Origin of the sequence: Nonomuraea sp. CA-141351, assembly GCF_050944675.1 — a bacterium.
Taxonomy (GTDB): domain Bacteria; phylum Actinomycetota; class Actinomycetes; order Streptosporangiales; family Streptosporangiaceae; genus Nonomuraea.
In genome coordinates this window covers 10221855-10237062 of sequence record NZ_CP191982.1, presented here as the reverse complement: position 1 = coordinate 10237062, position 15208 = coordinate 10221855, and the positions used below count along the sequence as shown (strand labels likewise).

The following is a 15208-nucleotide window of genomic DNA, read 5'->3' as shown; positions in this document are numbered from 1 at the left end:
CGTCAGACCACCGTGGAGTTCCCCAACAGGACGTCGTCCCAGACGGTGTAGTCCCAGCCGGAGACGCCGCTGGTGACGGCGGTGCTGGTGGCGTGGACGAGGTCACAGCAGAACGCCTCATCCAGGATGAACTCGGTTACGGCGTCGTAGGCCGCGCGCCGCTCCGTCTCACCAGGGGCGCGCAGGGCGGTCTGGGCGAGCTTCTCGTACTGTTCGGAGTCGAAGTTGAACAGGTTCTGCGTGGTCCGGTAGGGCATGGCGCTGTAGAGGAGGTTGGTGGGGGAGAGGTTGTTGTATCCGTGCTGGCCCATCCACATGCCCTCGAAGGTGCGGCTCTCGATGCGCTCCTGCTGCTGGGTGGCGTTGAGCACGCGCAGCCGCGGTTGGAGCCCGGCCTCACGCAGGTTGAACTCGGCGATCTCCGCGGACTTGCTCACCGGCTGCGCCGATTCCAGGATCAGCTCTGCGCCGTCGGCTCCGGCCTCTTTCAGCATGCTCACTGCCCTGGGCAGGTCGCGGGCGTAGTGGTCGGCGAGCGTCTGGTTATGAGCCGGGCTGGTGGCCGACCATGGGGTGGCGTTCGGCTGGGCCTTGCCGCGGTAGATTTCCGCGGCGATCCGGCGCCGGTCCAGCGCGTAGTGGATGGCCTGGCGCACCCGCTTGTCCTTCAGCGGGCCCGCGTTGACGTTGCAGCCGAGGTAGACGCCGGAGCTGTAGGTGTCGTACGGGGTGACGGTGAATTTCTGGTCGGACTCGACCTGCTTGAGCTCCATGGGGCCGACCCCGGTGGCCAGGTGCACCTGGCCCGAGCGCAGCGCGGACATGCGGGCCTCCGGCTTGGTGATCATCCTGACCAGGACGCTGTCGAGGGCGGGCCTGCCGGACTCCCAGTACTTGGCGTAGCGGTCGAGCCGCAGGCTGGTGCCCTGCCGGTATTCGGCGAAGATGAACGGCCCGGTGCCGATCACCTTGGCGCCGGTGACGAGTTCCCGGGCCGACTCCCAGTCCAGCATGATCATGAGGGAGAGCGCGTCGAAGAGGTTGTTGACCGGCTCGTCGAAGGCCAGCCGCACGGTCCCGGAGTTCACCGCCGTGACTTCGGAGAGCTGCTTGAGCAGCCAGGCGAAGGCGAACGGCGGCTGCATGTCGCGCTGGAACTCCACGGAGAACCGCACGTCGTCGGCGGTGAACGGCCGGCCGGAGTGCCAGGTGACCCCCTCGCGCAGGGTCAGGGTGGTGACGCGGCCGCCTTCGCTCGTCTCCCAGGCGGTCGCCAGCTCGGGGAGCGCCTCGTGCGTCTGCCTGTCGAGGCGGACCAGGCTGTTGAAAACCTGTCTGCGCCAGGTGGCGTTCTGCGCGGACTGGTTGACCACGGTCTTGGGGACGATGTCGGTGCCCTGTGCGATGACGAGCCGGCCGCCGCGCGTCCCCGCGGCACTCTTGTTCCTGACCTCCCGTTCGACGGCGGAGGCGCAGCCGGCGACGCCCGCGCCCAGCAGGGCCAGGCTCGTGGCTCCCCAGCGCAGGATGTCTCTTCGAGCGGGCGGTTTGCTCATGGTGGAATACCTCCGTCGGCCCGCAAGATTAATTCCTGACTGAAGTTAATGTCGCGGTACCGGCGTCGTCAAGACGTTCCGCACCAGGTGTCGAGGCTTGAGTGACACATTGACGCGCAGGGGTTCTCCTATTATCTTCCGATGACAACTTATGGAAGGGGTCCGTATGAGCATGCGCATCACCGACCTCCGCCTGCGGCGTTTCCGTGCCACTCAGAGATCGACGTGGATGTTCCTCGAGGTTGAGACCGAGGAAGGCATGGTGGGGACCGGCGAGTGCTCCGACAGCGGGTGGCCTGAGCGGGTCCCGGAGACGGTCGCGGAGCTGGTGCCCCGCGTCCGCGGGACCGACGCGCAGGCAGGCGGGCAGGACCTCTGCGAGCTGCTGCGCCGCGAGTGCGGGGCACACGGCGATCCGCGTACGCGCTTCCTGCGGCGTACCGTCATCGGCGGCCTCGACATGGCCCTGGCCGACCTCGCCGCGCAGGCGGAGGGCGTGCCGCTGTGGCAGTGGATGGGAGGCGAGCGGCGGGAGAGCGTCCCGGTCTACGCCAACATCAACCGCAGCGGCGGCAGACGCCGGCCGCAGGACTTCGCCGCAAAGGCCGCCGCCGCGGTCGCCGACGGCCACGGCAAGATCAAGGTCGCGCCGTTCGACGGGCCGCCGCTGCCAGGCATGTCCAACCTCGACACCGGGCTCGCGATCGCCCGGGCCGTACGCGAGGCTATCGGCCAGGGCGCCGAACTGATGATCGACGTGCATCACAAGCTCTCCAGGGACGAGCTCGCCGTGGCCGTGCCGCGCCTGGACGAGCTCGGTGTCGCGTGGCTGGAGGACGCCGTGGACGTCACCGATCCCGAGGCGGTCCGCTGGCTGGCGGCCCGTGCCAAGGCGCCTATCGCCGGCGGCGAGACGCTTCACACGGCGGAGCAGCTGGCCGCCGCCCTGTCCACGGGCTACCTGAGGGTGCTGCTGCTCGACCCCAAGTACACCGCCGGCCTCACTCCGCTGCTGCGTCTTGCCGAGAAGGTCACGGGGGTCGACGTGACGTACCACAACCCCTGTGGCCCGATCAGCACCGCCGTGTGCGCGCATCTGTCGACCGTCCATCCCGACGTCACGCTGGTGGAGTTCATGTACGGCGAGGATGTGGACCGCGCCGCCGTGGTCACCCCGCAGGAGATCGTGACGGGGGAGGGCCTGCCCCTTTCCGCGGCCCCGGGACTCGGGGTCGCCCTCACCCCCGGCCTCGCGTTTCTCCCGGAAACGGCGTGAGCGCGGTCCGTTCGGTGATCCAGGGCGCTCGATGAGGTGAGTCTTCAATCCGACAGGCGCGACGATGCTCTGGAACTGGCCCTGGTGGCCATCCCGAAGCCAGTGCGGCGAACGCCATCGCGGTGACCGCCATAGAACCGGTCCGATCGAACACCAAAATAGCCATGGCGATGGACGAGAGTTGGCCGCCCATGTAGGAAAGCGCATAGGCCGCCTCTGGCAGACCATCGCCGCTGGCAATGGCGACACCCCATCCCTTCAGCAGCGCAACGCGTCCGCCGGCTCAGCGGTCACCGAAGGACGCATAGTCGGTGCATCGCGTAGCAGTACACCCAGAGACCGATGGTCAGCACCCACACGCCGATGTCGACGAGTGAGAACCTGGGGCCGAGGATGGCCCATCGGTCCATGAACCCGAACGTGATGACGAGCAGGCACAGCTGGGACGTCGCGGCGATCAACGCTGTCAGGGTCGCCCGGCGGGAGCGGAACAGCAGCAGCAGGGCCGCCGCCAGGCCGGCGGCGATGTTGATGGTCCAGAAGACAGCCGGAATCGCCGGATAGTCGGTGAAGTACGCGATCTGGGCAGGGCCGTAGCCTTGTTCGTCGAAGTACCCCTGGTTCAGCGTCCTGGTCAAGACGTAGTCACGCGCGCCGACGAGGTACAGGGCCAGTAAGACGAGCCCCACGACCCACAGATGCCACGGCCTTGCCGCACGACGTTGCTTGGTCTGCTCAGCTCGATCCATCGGCTCTCCTTGGTGGTTGAACATTGCGGTGAGCCCGAGGACGGCATGCTTCCCTTCATCGACTCGCTCACCAGACTCGGCCAAGCCCGAATCGCAGGCCATCCCCGAGCGGGCACCGGACGCGCCCTGACATGTCGCCTCATAACGCCGTGGCGACTCCTAACGCGAGCAGGAGAGCAGCCGGCAAGGCGAGGTGTATCCAGCTCCAACGGGACGCCGTCCTGCGTGTGAGCGGCAGGTCCGGCCAGCGGAAGACGGCCAAGCCTGCGGCCACGGCCAGCACGCCGGCTCCGCAAATCCACACGATGGGCGTTACGGCATCCCAAGGGCCGGCGTTGCGCGCCACGAACAGCAGCAACAGTGCCCATAGTCCTCGACCGACGACTGACAGTCGGTCGGGCACGCGGTTGCGAGCGGCTGACACCACGAGCCAGAGGCCGCTGAAGGAGAAGAGGATCATCACGATCGCCGTCATGGGAGAGCGGCTCTCGTCATCAGATTTCTCTATGCCGAGCAGGCGCAGCCCCACGGCGTCCACCGGTTTGTTGGTGTTGCTCAGGACGACTACGCCGCGTCCGGTTGCGCGGTCGAAGCCTACGTACGAGGTGAACCCGCCGGTGGCGCCGTTGTGCCAGGTGATGCTCTTGGCGCCGTAGCGGGTGGTGAACCAGCCGTAGCCGATGCGCTGGCGTTCGTTCTGGCTCCAGCGCGGGGTGGCGGCGTCGGCACCCGGGGCGGTGCCGTTCATGGCAGCGCCGACCAGCTTGGCCATGTCCTCCGCGGTGGACCAGACACCGCCGCCCGCCGCTGCGTGACCGTGGCTGCGCCAAGGATCCATGGCCAGGCCGTTCTCGGCTCGGCCCGTGGCACGGTCGGGTGGGAGGTCGTCCTGAGGGCCGAGTGCCACGGTGGAGGTCATGCCCAGCGGGGCCAGGACACGCTTGCGCAGGAGGTCGGCATAGGTAGTGTCCGAGCGCTTGGCCAGGGCCAGGCCGAGCAGGGCCATGCCCAGATTGGAGTAGGCGACCTTGCCTCGCTCACCGGCCCTGACAGCCGCCGCGTCGGCCAGCACTGTGTCGGGACCCGCGCTTCCGTACGGGTCGGCGCCGGTGTACGGGCTCAGCAAGGCACCTGCGATGATCTGCGGCGTCATGCGGAGCCGGGGTATGCCGGAGCGGTGCGAGGCCAGCTCTGCCAGGGTCGCCGGAGTGGACAGGCCCGCGTCGGGCAGCAGGTCACGGACCGGCGTGTCAGGGGACAGGCCGTCCTCGGCCAGATCCGCCAGGATCATGCCGGTCATGGGCTTGGCGATCGAGCCCACCTCGAACGGTGTGTGCTCCTCGACAGGACGAATGCCGTCCGCGGTGCCTATGCCTGCGAACCGAGATCGGCCTTGCTCCAGTAGCGCCACCGACAGGCCTTGGTAGCCGTCCGCGCCGGCGAGGTCCCGCACCTGGCGAGCGAGAGCGGCGTCGCCGGACGTCTGCGGGCCGATGGCCGGTGGCCGTGGAGCCACGAACAGGGCGAGGGCGAACACCGCCAAGGCCGATAGGGCCACGCCCAGCTTCAGGACCACGTCAGTCACTCCTGGTCGAGGTCATGCGTTCTCCTTCGCCACCCGGGTGATTCACCCTTTCGCCGAGCACACGCAGACCTCCTCAACCTCGCGGCGACCTTTACAGACGGCGTTCGACGCGGTTTTCCAACGGGCGCTGCGCTCTGTCCTCGCTGCGGCTCGAGCGGCGCCGGCTGGCGGCTGCAGGCGCTGCATGGGTCGTCGCCTCGAACAGATGCCAGGCGTCCAGATCATTGCATGGCAGGGACTCGCATGTTCCTCACGTAGTGGTGCTGTACACGCTGTGCGAACAATTAGAAGACGGGATGCTGGGTTGGGTGGTCATATCCGGACGGCGGTCGGTCCGCAGCCAGCGCCCTAAGAAGATCGACCTTTAGATGCGGCCGACCTCCACCACCGCGGGGCCTGACCGCGGTCACACCGGTGCGCGTTCCGCCTCCCGCCAGGTGAACTGCGGCTGCCAGCCGAGCACCCGGGCCGCCTTGCCGACGTCCCACACGGACGCGTGCCCAGGCAGCGGCCGGCGGATGACGGTGTCCGGGTGGTGGCGGCGCATGAGCTCCGCGGTGGGCACCTCGCTCAGGGTGTCGGCCGCGGCCACCGCGAACACCTCCCAGCCGATACCCTCGGCGGCCACTGCGGCGGCAAAGGCTCGGGCCAGGTCGCGCACCTCGACGTACGCCCACAGACCCCGGCGCAGGAAGCCTGGCTCGGCTCGCTCCCGGCGGACCCGCTCCCGCAGCAGCTCGGGGGTGCCGATGGCGGGGAAGCGCAGCGCCGCCACCGACAGCCCGGTTGCCCGGTGGAACATCGCGCAGGCGGCCTCGTCGGCTTGCTTGGACAGGGCGTAGCCGTCTTGTGGACGTACGGGGTGTGCCTCGTCGAGTGGCGCGTACAGCGGGGACAGCTCGTGCGGCCCGCCGGAGATGCCCAGCACCGACCCGCTCGACGCCGTCACCACGCGCGGCACGCCCTCGGCGGTGGCGGCGTCGAGCACGGCGTACGTGGCCGCGGTATTGGTGGTGTAGATCGTGTGCCCGGGGCCGATACGCGGGTTGGGCATGGCGGCGAGGTGGATGACCGCCCGGGCACCCCGGAAGACGGGCCGCAGCGCGCTGGGGTGCCCGATGGGCATGGTGTACACGCGCATGCCCGGGGGCGTCGGCGCGGCCACGCGGTCCACGCCGACCACCTTCACGCCGGCCGCCACCAGGTGCTCGACGACCGCCCTGCCGAGCCGTCCCGCTGAGCCGGTGACGACGACGGCGTCCTGTGGCTGGATCATGGCCGGTCCTCACACCATGTGAACGGATTCGGGGCGGTGGATGAGCTTCTTGAAGGTGTCGAGCCGCTCGCCGTCGAGCACCCAGGTGCCGTTCGGGGACTCCACGCCCGAGTTGAAGTACGACAGGGCCACCACCCCATGATCCAGCGCGTACTGGTACGCGTCGACCAGCCAGGCGGCGGACTTGCCCGGCTCCCGGGAGGCGTGGCGGACGCCGTACTCGGCCACGAACAGCGGCTTGCCCCACTGGCGGCAGGTGGCGACGGGCCCGCCCCAGATCTTCTCCGGGGTCTTCCACGGGCGGTAGTTGGGCTCCGAGGTGTCGTAGGTCCACCAGGGGTTGTAGTCGTCGACACCGATGAGGTCGGCCTCGGGGATGTGCCAGGCCTCGACGTCGTCGCCGCCCTGCCAGATCCAGCCGTTGAGTATCGGGGTCACGGCGATGTTCGGGAACCGGTGCAGGATCGGGGCGGCGTGCTTGTACATCGCGCGGTAGGCCGCGGGCGTCTGCTCGCCGCGCGGCTCGTGGTGCAGGCAGAACCAGACCGGGCCCGGCACGCTGCCGAGCGCCGAGGCCACCTTGCGCAGCCAGGCGTCGTGTTCGCCGTCGGCGACCTCCTGCCAGGGGCCAGGCAGCTTGGTCGAGATGACGGGGATGCGATGGTGCTTGATGTCGTCCAGCGCGACCCGCCGCATGTCACGCCACTGCTCGTCATTGACGTACTTGAAGTAGCTGCGGTGGCAGCCGAGCGTCGTGCCGATGCCGGCCTCGAAGACCGGCACGGTCTGCTGCGGGCCCATCGAGGACCCATACACGATCTTGCCCTTGCCCGGGTCGCCGGGGAAGCGCCCCCTCCGCCACCGGGGCGTGGCCGCCGCAGCCGGGGCGGTGGGCAGCATACCGAGACCCGCGGCGCTTAGCGCGGCCGCGCCGCCGAGCAAGATCGAACGCCGCGATGGCGTGCTGTCGCCTGTCATCTCCTTCTCCTTTGATCAAAGTCGAGGTATTAACTTCTAGCAGAAGTTAATTGTCAAGGCCACCCCTTGGTACGATCTGGGCAGGGATGGCTCACCCATTGACTGCCTGGTCATCGGACGTTTAACTTCATTTCGAAGAAAATATGCCCCGATGGTGCTAAAGGGGAGTGATGCCATGCGGAGCCCCAGTGCGGCCTCTCGCGCCGCGGCGACGTTCGACGTGCGCAGGCACAACGTGGCCGCGCTGCTGCGGGCCCTGCTCAGGGAAGGGCCCGCTCCGCGCATCGATCTCGCCGAACGCCTCCGCCTGAGCTCGGGGGCCACCACCCGCATCACGGCCGAACTGACCCGGGCGGGGCTGTTGGAGGAGTTGCCTGCACTCGTGTCCGGTGACGCCGGTCGCCCGCGCGTGCCGCTCGACCTCGCCTCTACCCGCTTCCACGCCGTGGGCATCCACGTCGGCCTGCGCCGCACCACCATCGGCCTGGTGGACCTGCGCGGCCGGCTCGTCGGCAGCGCCGTGCGGATCACGCACGACGGCGAGCTCGACCCTGCGGTCGTGGTCGCCGAGGCCGCCGAGCGCGTGGCTGAGCTCGCCAGGGAGACCACCGCGCAGATCATCGGCACCGGCTTCACCACCGTCGGCCGGGTCGACGGGGCCTCGGGCCGCATAAGAGACCAGGACGTGCTCGGCTGGACCGACGTCGACATCCCAGCGCTGGCGGCCGGCCGCTTCCCCGGCCTCCTCGTCGTCGAGTCGACCCAGCGCGCCCTGTGCCGGGCGGAGATGTGGTTCGGAGCCGATCGGGCCGTACAGGACTTCGTGCACCTGTTCATCGGCAACGTGATCGGCGCCGGCATCGTCATCGGCCGCGAGCTGCACCACGGTCAGGGCGACGGTGCCGGGCAGATCGCCCATCTCCCGCTGTCCCGGCCCGCTCAGATGCCGTGCGAGTGCGGCCGTGGCAGCTGTCTCATGTCAGTCGCCGGCGATCGCGCCGTCGTCGGCCGTGCCATGCGCGAAGGGCTGCTCGGCGACGGGCAGACGATCTACGACCTGGCCGAGCTCGCCCGCGGCGGTGGCGCCCTGGCTGATTACCTGCTGCGCGAGCGCGCCCGCGCGATCGGGGAGGCCGTCGTGATCGTGATGGACCTGCTGGCGCCTGACCAGGTCATCGTTTTCGGCACGCCGTTGCTGGTGCCCGACCACATCAACGAGATCCGCGGAGAAGCGCGGCGGTGGATGCGGCGGGAGTTCGACGCGGAAAGCTTGATCAAAGCGAGCGCCCTCGACGACAACGCGCCGGTGATTTCTGCCGCCACCTGCGTGCTCGAGCGCTTCTATGCCGACCCTTTCGCGCTCATTGGCTGAGCTTTTTCTGACCCCTGAAGTCAGTTGGCTCTATTAGCTTATGTCAGAAGTTAATATTGGCCCCTGCCGCCGTGGGGCAGGGGCCACCGGTCCGCTACCGCGTCAAGTCTTGACGAAGACGGCCGCGTAACGACCGCTCTCGCTGTTCACCTGCACCGGATAGAGACCTCGAGCGCGCTGCTGGTCGAATCGCCACTGGTAGCCTGAGCCAGACATCTCGATGAAGTGCGACCAGGAACGCAGGCCATCCTTGCGCCAGACGGCCGTGTACGTGCCGTCTGGGCCTACGGCCACCTGCGTCGGCCGGAAGCCCTGCTTGGTGCGCTTGGCGTACTCGGCCTGGTGCTGCGCGGCCGTCTTTCCAACGGTGTAGAACCAGCTTCCGCCCGGGTTGGCCGTCCAGACGCCCACGTAACGCGGATTGGCGGCGCCGCCGTACACGTCGACGGACGTGAGCACGTAGCCGGCCGATGACAGCTTCTGGTTGATCGACGCGAACTGGTTGGCACTGATGTTGTACCGCGTCTGGAACTTGCCGCTCTTCTTCTCGAAGATGGCGGCGAACTTCACGCTGCTGCCCGAGCCGGTCGCGGATACCGAGTACGGCTGGTACCCCTTCTTGATGAAGTTGGCGTACCGCCTCAGGTAGGCGGGGTAGGACATCTCATGAGAAATCCCCCAAGCCGGGCCGCTGCGTCTGATCCACACCGCAGCGTACTTGCCGCCGTCCGAGATGTTGACGGTGATAGGGCGGTAGCCCTGCTTTGTGAGCGTCTTGGCGTATGCGGCGTGCCGCCCGGCGCTCGTCGCGTGGTAGGCGATGTAGGCGGGATTTGCCGCCTCCGCCCCTGCAGGTGAGACGACCGCCGCGGGCGCCAAGACACCGGCCGCCACCGCCATGGCGGTGGCGATTTTCCTGATCACAGGCACTTCCCCTTCCGAGGGCTAATTTCTGTGGACGGAAGTTAAACCGAGCCTGACTGGGGCTGTCAACCAGAGTTAGCTGTCCTCGAGAGAAAACCACCGCCCTCGGCCCGGTCAGGGACGCCACGGGCGTGCTCCGCAGCGCCCGGCCCACCCGTCGTCATCCAGCCATACGCGTCACCTGTGGCCTGTGCACGCCAGCGAGGTCGTAAATCTCAGCGCTCGGCCATGTCGCAATGCGCCCAGTCGCTCCCAAAAGGCGTTGACCAGCTTCCACCGGCCTAGCCGCAGAGCGCGATTGTAAGAACAGTGGCCCCCGGTTGCGACCACTGCTTGCCGTTCATGGCCGGCAGGAAGCCCGCCGAACTCACTGGGAGTCCGCTCCCGCGGCATCCAGGCAGGTGCCGCTGTCGATCACAAGGTGCGGATAAAGATTCCGCCGTAAGCAAGCGGAAGCCATACCCGAGCGACATATCCGGGCTCGCTGGGGGTTAGTTAATCCGGCCGCATGAAAAGCACTCATGTGCCAGCTGACAAGGATGCTCCAAGGACGTGCGCACGTCCTTTCGCCACCAGTGCACAGTTTCTTGTCGATCGCTGCACGGCATGGGTTGTCGGCGAGGCGGTCACGCTGTCCTGCCGCATGATGAGGGAGTGACCCTATTGCCTCCTTCGCGTTCTCGCCGTCCGTCTTACCGAGGGGTCTTCTGGAAGTCGTATGCGGCTGCGGCCGCTTACTTCTTCGTGTTGGGAGTCATTGCCGCAGCCGGTGATCTCGGCGCCGTGGCGGCGATCTGCCTATCCGTATCCGCCGCATGCGCGGGGGCTTTCGGCCATTTCTACGCCCGCCGCCGCAGGTAGACCGGCCGGCGGTTCGCATGTGGTGCAGCCCGAAAGGCATGCCGCGGATCGATCCTGTGGCTCAAGCCGGGCCGTGACCGCAGGAACACATGGCCGAGGAACGGCCACCGGAGCGCACGGGCTCCGGACGATGTGTGACCGCGGCAGACATGCGTCTCTCAAGGATCTTCTTCGTTTCGTGGCCAGAGCATGCCGCTCGGGAGCGGCTCGGGGAGCCCGCATCGGGACGACAGGTCCACTTGACACCTTATCGATCAACGATGTGGAGCCGTGCTGTGCCCCTCGACAGATCCACCCGCCTGAAGCGGACGGCGATCGTCGTCCGCCTTCTTCTGGTGCTGTTCGCCGCCATGATGGTCTATGAGGTCGGGCGTGCGGCCTTGACCGGTGGAGAGAACGCCTTCAGTTCCAGCGGGACCCGAACCCTGGTGTGTGTCGCATCACCGAGCATCCTTGATGTGAAGGGAAATTTCGCTGAGGACCCCCGACGGGACCCCCAACGCCGGAGGGTCATGGACACGAGCAGTGGCGTCTACGACGACCCCTACCCCGTGGAGAAGGGAGTCGAGTTCAGCTACCCGCTGCCTCAGATCTGCAAGGACGACTCCAGCCTCGGCACGCAGTTGCTCTATCAGACGTCACGGTTCGCCACCCCGCTCGTGTTGCTCATCGCGCTCTTCCTCCTCGACCGGCTGATCATCGGCGCACGACGAGAGAGTGGTTTCGATGCGGTGGTCGTCCGCCGGCTGCGGTTCCTCGGCGCATTCCTCATCGTCAGCACAGTCGCGGCGTCGCTCTACACGACCATCGTCGAGACCGGGCTGGCCGTATCGATGGTGGCCAGTTCCGTTAGGGACGTATGGGAGATGGCCCTGTTCGGCTGGGCCTTCCCGTGGGCGTTCCTGATTGCCGGGCTAGGGCTCGTGGTGATGTCGAAGGTCGTCCGCGTCGGCGCCCACATGCGCGAGGAACTCGAAGGAACTGTCTGATGCCGCCCGCTGAAAACCCCGAGCACTCCATCGAGGTACATCTGGATGGGTTGCTCGAAGAGCGCGGCATGACCGTGGTCGAGCTGGCTGACAAGGTGGGGATCACCAATGTGAACCTGTCGATCCTCAAAAACAACCGAGCCAAGGCGATCCGGTTCTCGACACTGAGCAAGATCTGTGAGGTCCTCGGCTGCCAGCCCGGCGATCTCCTGTCCTTCGCACCCCGCTCTTCCACCGATTGATTGCGTAACCTTTCCAGGCCGTGACGAATAGCGCTCGGTGTGGTGGCAGGTATCCGGGGCCGCCCCCCGCCACCTGCGCACCGGATATCTGGCGCAGATCGGGTTCAATCTTGACATCCCGGCGAACCCACGACTGGCTCTATGCGTTCAGCCTGTTGTAGCGTTCCGAGCCTTTCGGGAGGAGTTGCCGAAGGTCGGAAACAGACGTGGAGCCCCCGGTAGAAGAGTTCTCACCACATGTAATCCCAGCTCCGGAAGGCTCCACGTGATTGCTCATCGTGCCACGCTGGACGTCTCCCGCGCACTCCTTCAGCACGTCGCCCGCCTCCTGCATAAAGAAGGCCCACCAGCATGCCGGCAACCTCCAACCCCTCTCGGCGCCAACGGCCTGCCGTGTGGATCGGCGAGGTCGAGCCCGGCTCCGTCCATGACCTGTCCGCCGCCCGCGCGCACGTGCTGGGCGCGCTGTACGCCGCAGCACGTGGCCTGCCCACCCTCGCCGACAGCGGCGACAACGGCGCCGGAATCGGCATCCACACGCCGATCAGGAAGCCCGAAGGCAACCAAATCCTCAGCCCAGACAACCGCACCTACAACCGGCTCCTACGAGCCCTGCGCTGCCTTATAGGTCAGGGTTGTTCGCGAACGCGGTGCAGTGCGGTAGTGGCGGCGGCGAATTGGGAGTCGTCCAGGAGCGTGCGGCCCCAGTCCAGCAGGGGTCGGCGCGCTTGCTGGATGCGGGTGGCCATCTCGCGGCCGTGGGCGGTCAGGGTGAGTTCGACGTGGCGGCGGTCGTGTGGAGACGGATGGCGCTGGATGAGGTCGGCGGCTTGGAGGCGGTCGGCGAGCCGGCTGGGATTGCCGGTCTCTGCGATGAGGCGCGTGCCTAGTTCGCCCAGGGTGAGGGGTTGGTCGTCGGCGAGGATGAGGATCGCTTCGGCCTGGACCACCGTGATGCCCAGCGGCTTCAGGGCTTCGCTGAAGCGCCGGTTGATCTCCCGATGTGCGGCCTTGACGGCGAGTACGAATTCCAGCACCTGGTCCACGGGCGGCAGTCTACTTGAATCGATGACATGACATAGATATTGTGTGTCATATCATTAGATGTCATGACGTATTTCTGGAGCGTGGTATGCGCGGCCCCGTCCTGTCACGAACATCAACGTTTCACTTCGAAGCGGTCCGGGCACTGTGGTCCAGCCCGTTCAACGGAGCCGACTACGGCGAGGTCGTCTCCGCGGTCTCGCGGGTACGCCCAGGTGACTTCGAATCCTGGCATCGGCAATGGACCCGCCTGGCCATGACCGCGTACGCCCGCGGCGAACAGCTGAGCGACCGCGTCTCAAGAGGTAAGGCGCTGCTGCGGGCGAGCAACTACATGCGCACCGCCGAGTTCTACCTCGAACCCGGCGACCCTCGTCGCATGAACTGCGCGAGCCGTTCCCGGACCTGGTTCGATGCCGGACTGGCAGCCCTCGGCGTGGACGCCACTCGCTCGCGCACTCCGTACGAGGGCGCCGAGATGGAGACGATCTTCCTGCGGTCACCGCACCCCGGCGCCCGGGACGTGTTAGTGGTGCATGGGGGCTTCGACTCGACGCCGGAGGAGTTGTACTTCGTCATCGGCGCCGGCGCGCTGGAGCGGGGCTTCCACGTGCTGCTGTACGAGGGGCCGGGGCAGGGCAACCTGCTGCGGGAGTTCGGGATGCCGTTCACGCCACAGTGGGAACGGCCGGCCGCCACGGCGATCGACTCGCTGGGACGGCACTGCGGTCCCGGCGCGATCATCGGGGTGGGGGTGAGCTTCGGTGGCCACCTGCTGGCCCGGGCGGCCGCGATGGAGAAGCGCTACGACGCGATCGTGCTGCTCGACTACTTCCCCGGCATGTTACGAGCCTTCGCCCACAAGATGCCCCGGTTGCTGCGCGGGCGGATCGGCGCCATGCCCGCCTGGCTTCAGCTGCTGATCAGGCTGAACGCACGTTACGACGCTGAGCTGCGCTGGGCGCTCGGCAACGCGCTGTGGACGTTCGGAGTGACCACTCTTCCCGAACTGATCGCAGAGATCGGCAGATACGACGACGGTCAGTGGGCGGACACCATTGAAGCCGATGTCCTGATCCTGCTGGGCGAGGACGAGCACTTCTTCGACAACCGCCTCGCCCACGACTTCGCCCGCCGGCTGACCAGCGCGCGCTCGGTCCAGGTGCACGAGTTCCCCGGGGCCGAAGGCGGCGGCCTGCACTGCCAGAACGGCGCCGTCCACCTCGCCCACGAGGTCATCTTCGACTGGGCGTCCACCATCAAGGGAGCAGGCCGATGAGCAAGCCGATCAAGCACGGGCGGATCGTGGTGCAGCGCTTCGGCGACGCCGGAGTGCTGAGACAGGCCGATGCGGTCACCTCCGCCCCTGGGCGCGGCCAGGTCCGCATCAGGGTTCTGGCCGCGGCGGTCGGCTACACCGACGTGATGGCGCGCAAGGGCGAGTACATCTTCCAGCGCGGGCTCCCGTTCACACCCGGATACGAGGTCGTGGGCGAGGTCGTCGACCACCACGCGGAGCCGGTGCCGCCCTGGCTGGTGCCTGGTGCCCGGGTCGCCGCCTGCCTGACAAGGATGGGCGGCTACACGGAATACGCCAACGTGCCCGTCCGGCTGCTGGCCGCCGTACCGGATGGCCTGGACACCCGAGCGGCGGCGGCGCTCCCGCTGGACTACCTAACCGCGCTGAGCCTCCTTGACCGCCACAGCCGGGCCCGCCCGGGCGACACCGTGCTCATCCACGGCGCGACCGGCGGCGTGGGCGACGCGCTGTGCCAACTCGGCGCCCACCGGGGCCTGGTCATGTACGGCACCGCCTCCGAGCGCAGCCTGCACCGGTTGCGCGACTACGACATCGTGCCCATCGACTACCGCCGCCAGGACGTCGCCCAGGTCGTACGCGCCAAGCACCCCGAAGGCGTCCGGATCGTCTACGACCACCTCGGTGGCTCCAGCATGCGCGCTGGCCATCGCCTCCTCGCGCCGGGCGGTGTGCTGGTCAGTTACGCCTTCATGGGTCGGCCAGGACACGTGCTGGCCGACACCATCCGCGGCGCGCTGCGCAACAGAATGCTGAACCTGCTGCCTGGCAAGCGCACGGCCCTCTGCACGCTGCCCCGGGAGATCGCCGCAGACCCGTCCCAGCACCGGGCACTACTCACGCACCTCTTCGAGCTCGCACTGGGGCGTCACATCCGGCCACGAATCGGGGCCTGCTTCCCACTCGCTGAGGCCGCCGAGGCACACCGTGCTCTGGAACGGCGCGAAGCCCCAGGCAAGATCATTCTCACCACATCATGAACCGGTAAGCAACCGCCTAACGGGTCAGCATGCCAGTGTTGATCGTGGCCAGCAGCCC

13 protein-coding genes and 1 pseudogene are annotated in these 15208 nt (G+C 67.6%); 7 read left to right on the top strand and 7 right to left on the bottom strand.

Going from position 1 to position 15208, the window contains the following annotated elements:
* Window positions 1-2: 2 nt before the first annotated feature.
* Window positions 3-1556 carry an ABC transporter substrate-binding protein gene (locus ACQPWU_RS47980; protein WP_433432895.1) on the bottom strand — a complete coding sequence of 518 codons (1554 nt, stop codon included), beginning with the start codon at window positions 1554-1556 and terminating at the stop codon, window positions 3-5.
* A gap of 166 nt (window positions 1557-1722) precedes the next feature.
* Between ACQPWU_RS47980 and ACQPWU_RS47975 the strand changes: the two genes are divergently transcribed.
* Entirely contained in the window at window positions 1723-2832 is a 1110-nt protein-coding gene (locus ACQPWU_RS47975) for a mandelate racemase/muconate lactonizing enzyme family protein (protein WP_433432893.1), read from the top strand.
* Between the two features lie 290 nt (window positions 2833-3122).
* Here the strand turns inward: ACQPWU_RS47975 and ACQPWU_RS47970 are convergent, their stop codons facing one another.
* From ACQPWU_RS47970 to ACQPWU_RS47955, 4 genes are all read right to left on the bottom strand, one after another.
* The gene (locus ACQPWU_RS47970) at window positions 3123-3581 is read right to left on the bottom strand and encodes a hypothetical protein (RefSeq protein ID WP_433432892.1); all 459 of its coding nucleotides are present in this window, start codon (window positions 3579-3581) and stop codon (window positions 3123-3125) included.
* Between the two features lie 139 nt (window positions 3582-3720).
* Complete coding sequence (locus ACQPWU_RS47965; protein WP_433432890.1) at window positions 3721-5157, bottom strand: serine hydrolase domain-containing protein; 1437 nt, start codon at window positions 5155-5157, stop codon at window positions 3721-3723.
* 415 nt (window positions 5158-5572) lie between these two features.
* Window positions 5573-6442 carry an NAD-dependent epimerase/dehydratase family protein gene (locus tag ACQPWU_RS47960; RefSeq protein ID WP_433432888.1) on the bottom strand — a complete coding sequence of 290 codons (870 nt, stop codon included), beginning with the start codon at window positions 6440-6442 and terminating at the stop codon, window positions 5573-5575.
* Between the two features lie 9 nt (window positions 6443-6451).
* Window positions 6452-7420, bottom strand: coding sequence for a hypothetical protein (locus tag ACQPWU_RS47955; protein ID WP_433432886.1), 969 nt, complete (start codon window positions 7418-7420; stop codon window positions 6452-6454).
* Between the two features lie 175 nt (window positions 7421-7595).
* Between ACQPWU_RS47955 and ACQPWU_RS47950 the strand changes: the two genes are divergently transcribed.
* Window positions 7596-8792, top strand: a complete 1197-nt coding sequence (locus tag ACQPWU_RS47950) for an ROK family transcriptional regulator (protein WP_433432885.1) — start codon at window positions 7596-7598, stop codon at window positions 8790-8792.
* Window positions 8793-8894: 102 nt separating this feature from the next.
* Here the strand turns inward: ACQPWU_RS47950 and ACQPWU_RS47945 are convergent, their stop codons facing one another.
* Window positions 8895-9716, bottom strand: a complete 822-nt coding sequence (locus tag ACQPWU_RS47945) for a hypothetical protein (RefSeq protein ID WP_433432883.1) — start codon at window positions 9714-9716, stop codon at window positions 8895-8897.
* A gap of 1136 nt (window positions 9717-10852) precedes the next feature.
* On the opposite strand from ACQPWU_RS47945, the gene ACQPWU_RS47940 reads away from it, so the two are divergent.
* The 3 genes and pseudogenes from ACQPWU_RS47940 to ACQPWU_RS47930 form a co-directional block, all read left to right on the top strand.
* Complete coding sequence (locus ACQPWU_RS47940) at window positions 10853-11566, top strand: DUF2975 domain-containing protein (RefSeq protein WP_433432881.1); 714 nt, start codon at window positions 10853-10855, stop codon at window positions 11564-11566.
* On the top strand, window positions 11566-11808 hold the full coding sequence (locus tag ACQPWU_RS47935; protein WP_433432879.1) for a helix-turn-helix domain-containing protein: 243 nt from the start codon (window positions 11566-11568) through the stop codon (window positions 11806-11808). The genes ACQPWU_RS47940 and ACQPWU_RS47935 overlap by 1 nt, the downstream gene beginning before the upstream one ends.
* A gap of 351 nt (window positions 11809-12159) precedes the next feature.
* Window positions 12160-12396 (top strand): annotated as a pseudogene (locus ACQPWU_RS47930) (hypothetical protein); the annotation flags it as partial.
* Between the two features lie 41 nt (window positions 12397-12437).
* On the opposite strand, the gene ACQPWU_RS47925 reads toward ACQPWU_RS47930, so the two are convergent.
* The gene (locus ACQPWU_RS47925) at window positions 12438-12854 is read right to left on the bottom strand and encodes a MarR family winged helix-turn-helix transcriptional regulator (RefSeq protein ID WP_433432877.1); all 417 of its coding nucleotides are present in this window, start codon (window positions 12852-12854) and stop codon (window positions 12438-12440) included.
* A gap of 86 nt (window positions 12855-12940) precedes the next feature.
* On the opposite strand from ACQPWU_RS47925, the gene ACQPWU_RS47920 reads away from it, so the two are divergent.
* Window positions 12941-14131, top strand: coding sequence for an alpha/beta fold hydrolase (locus ACQPWU_RS47920; RefSeq protein WP_433432876.1), 1191 nt, complete (start codon window positions 12941-12943; stop codon window positions 14129-14131).
* Entirely contained in the window at window positions 14128-15150 is a 1023-nt protein-coding gene (locus ACQPWU_RS47915; protein WP_433432874.1) for a quinone oxidoreductase family protein, read from the top strand. Before ACQPWU_RS47920 ends, ACQPWU_RS47915 begins: the two co-directional genes overlap by 4 nt.
* Window positions 15151-15208 lie beyond the last annotated feature (58 nt).

Excerpts from the sequence above, each read along its gene's own strand:
- ACQPWU_RS47980 (WP_433432895.1), bottom strand. The coding sequence starts at position 1,556 with ATGAGCAAACCGCCCGCTCGAAGAGACATCCTGCGCTGGGGAGCCACG.
- ACQPWU_RS47975 (WP_433432893.1), top strand. The coding sequence starts at position 1,723 with ATGAGCATGCGCATCACCGACCTCCGCCTGCGGCGTTTCCGTGCCACT.
- ACQPWU_RS47970 (WP_433432892.1), bottom strand. The coding sequence starts at position 3,581 with ATGGATCGAGCTGAGCAGACCAAGCAACGTCGTGCGGCAAGGCCGTGG.
- ACQPWU_RS47960 (WP_433432888.1), bottom strand. The coding sequence starts at position 6,442 with ATGATCCAGCCACAGGACGCCGTCGTCGTCACCGGCTCAGCGGGACGG.
- ACQPWU_RS47955 (WP_433432886.1), bottom strand. The coding sequence starts at position 7,420 with ATGACAGGCGACAGCACGCCATCGCGGCGTTCGATCTTGCTCGGCGGC.
- ACQPWU_RS47950 (WP_433432885.1), top strand. The coding sequence starts at position 7,596 with ATGCGGAGCCCCAGTGCGGCCTCTCGCGCCGCGGCGACGTTCGACGTG.
- ACQPWU_RS47935 (WP_433432879.1), top strand. The coding sequence starts at position 11,566 with ATGCCGCCCGCTGAAAACCCCGAGCACTCCATCGAGGTACATCTGGAT.
- ACQPWU_RS47920 (WP_433432876.1), top strand. The coding sequence starts at position 12,941 with ATGCGCGGCCCCGTCCTGTCACGAACATCAACGTTTCACTTCGAAGCG.
- ACQPWU_RS47915 (WP_433432874.1), top strand. The coding sequence starts at position 14,128 with ATGAGCAAGCCGATCAAGCACGGGCGGATCGTGGTGCAGCGCTTCGGC.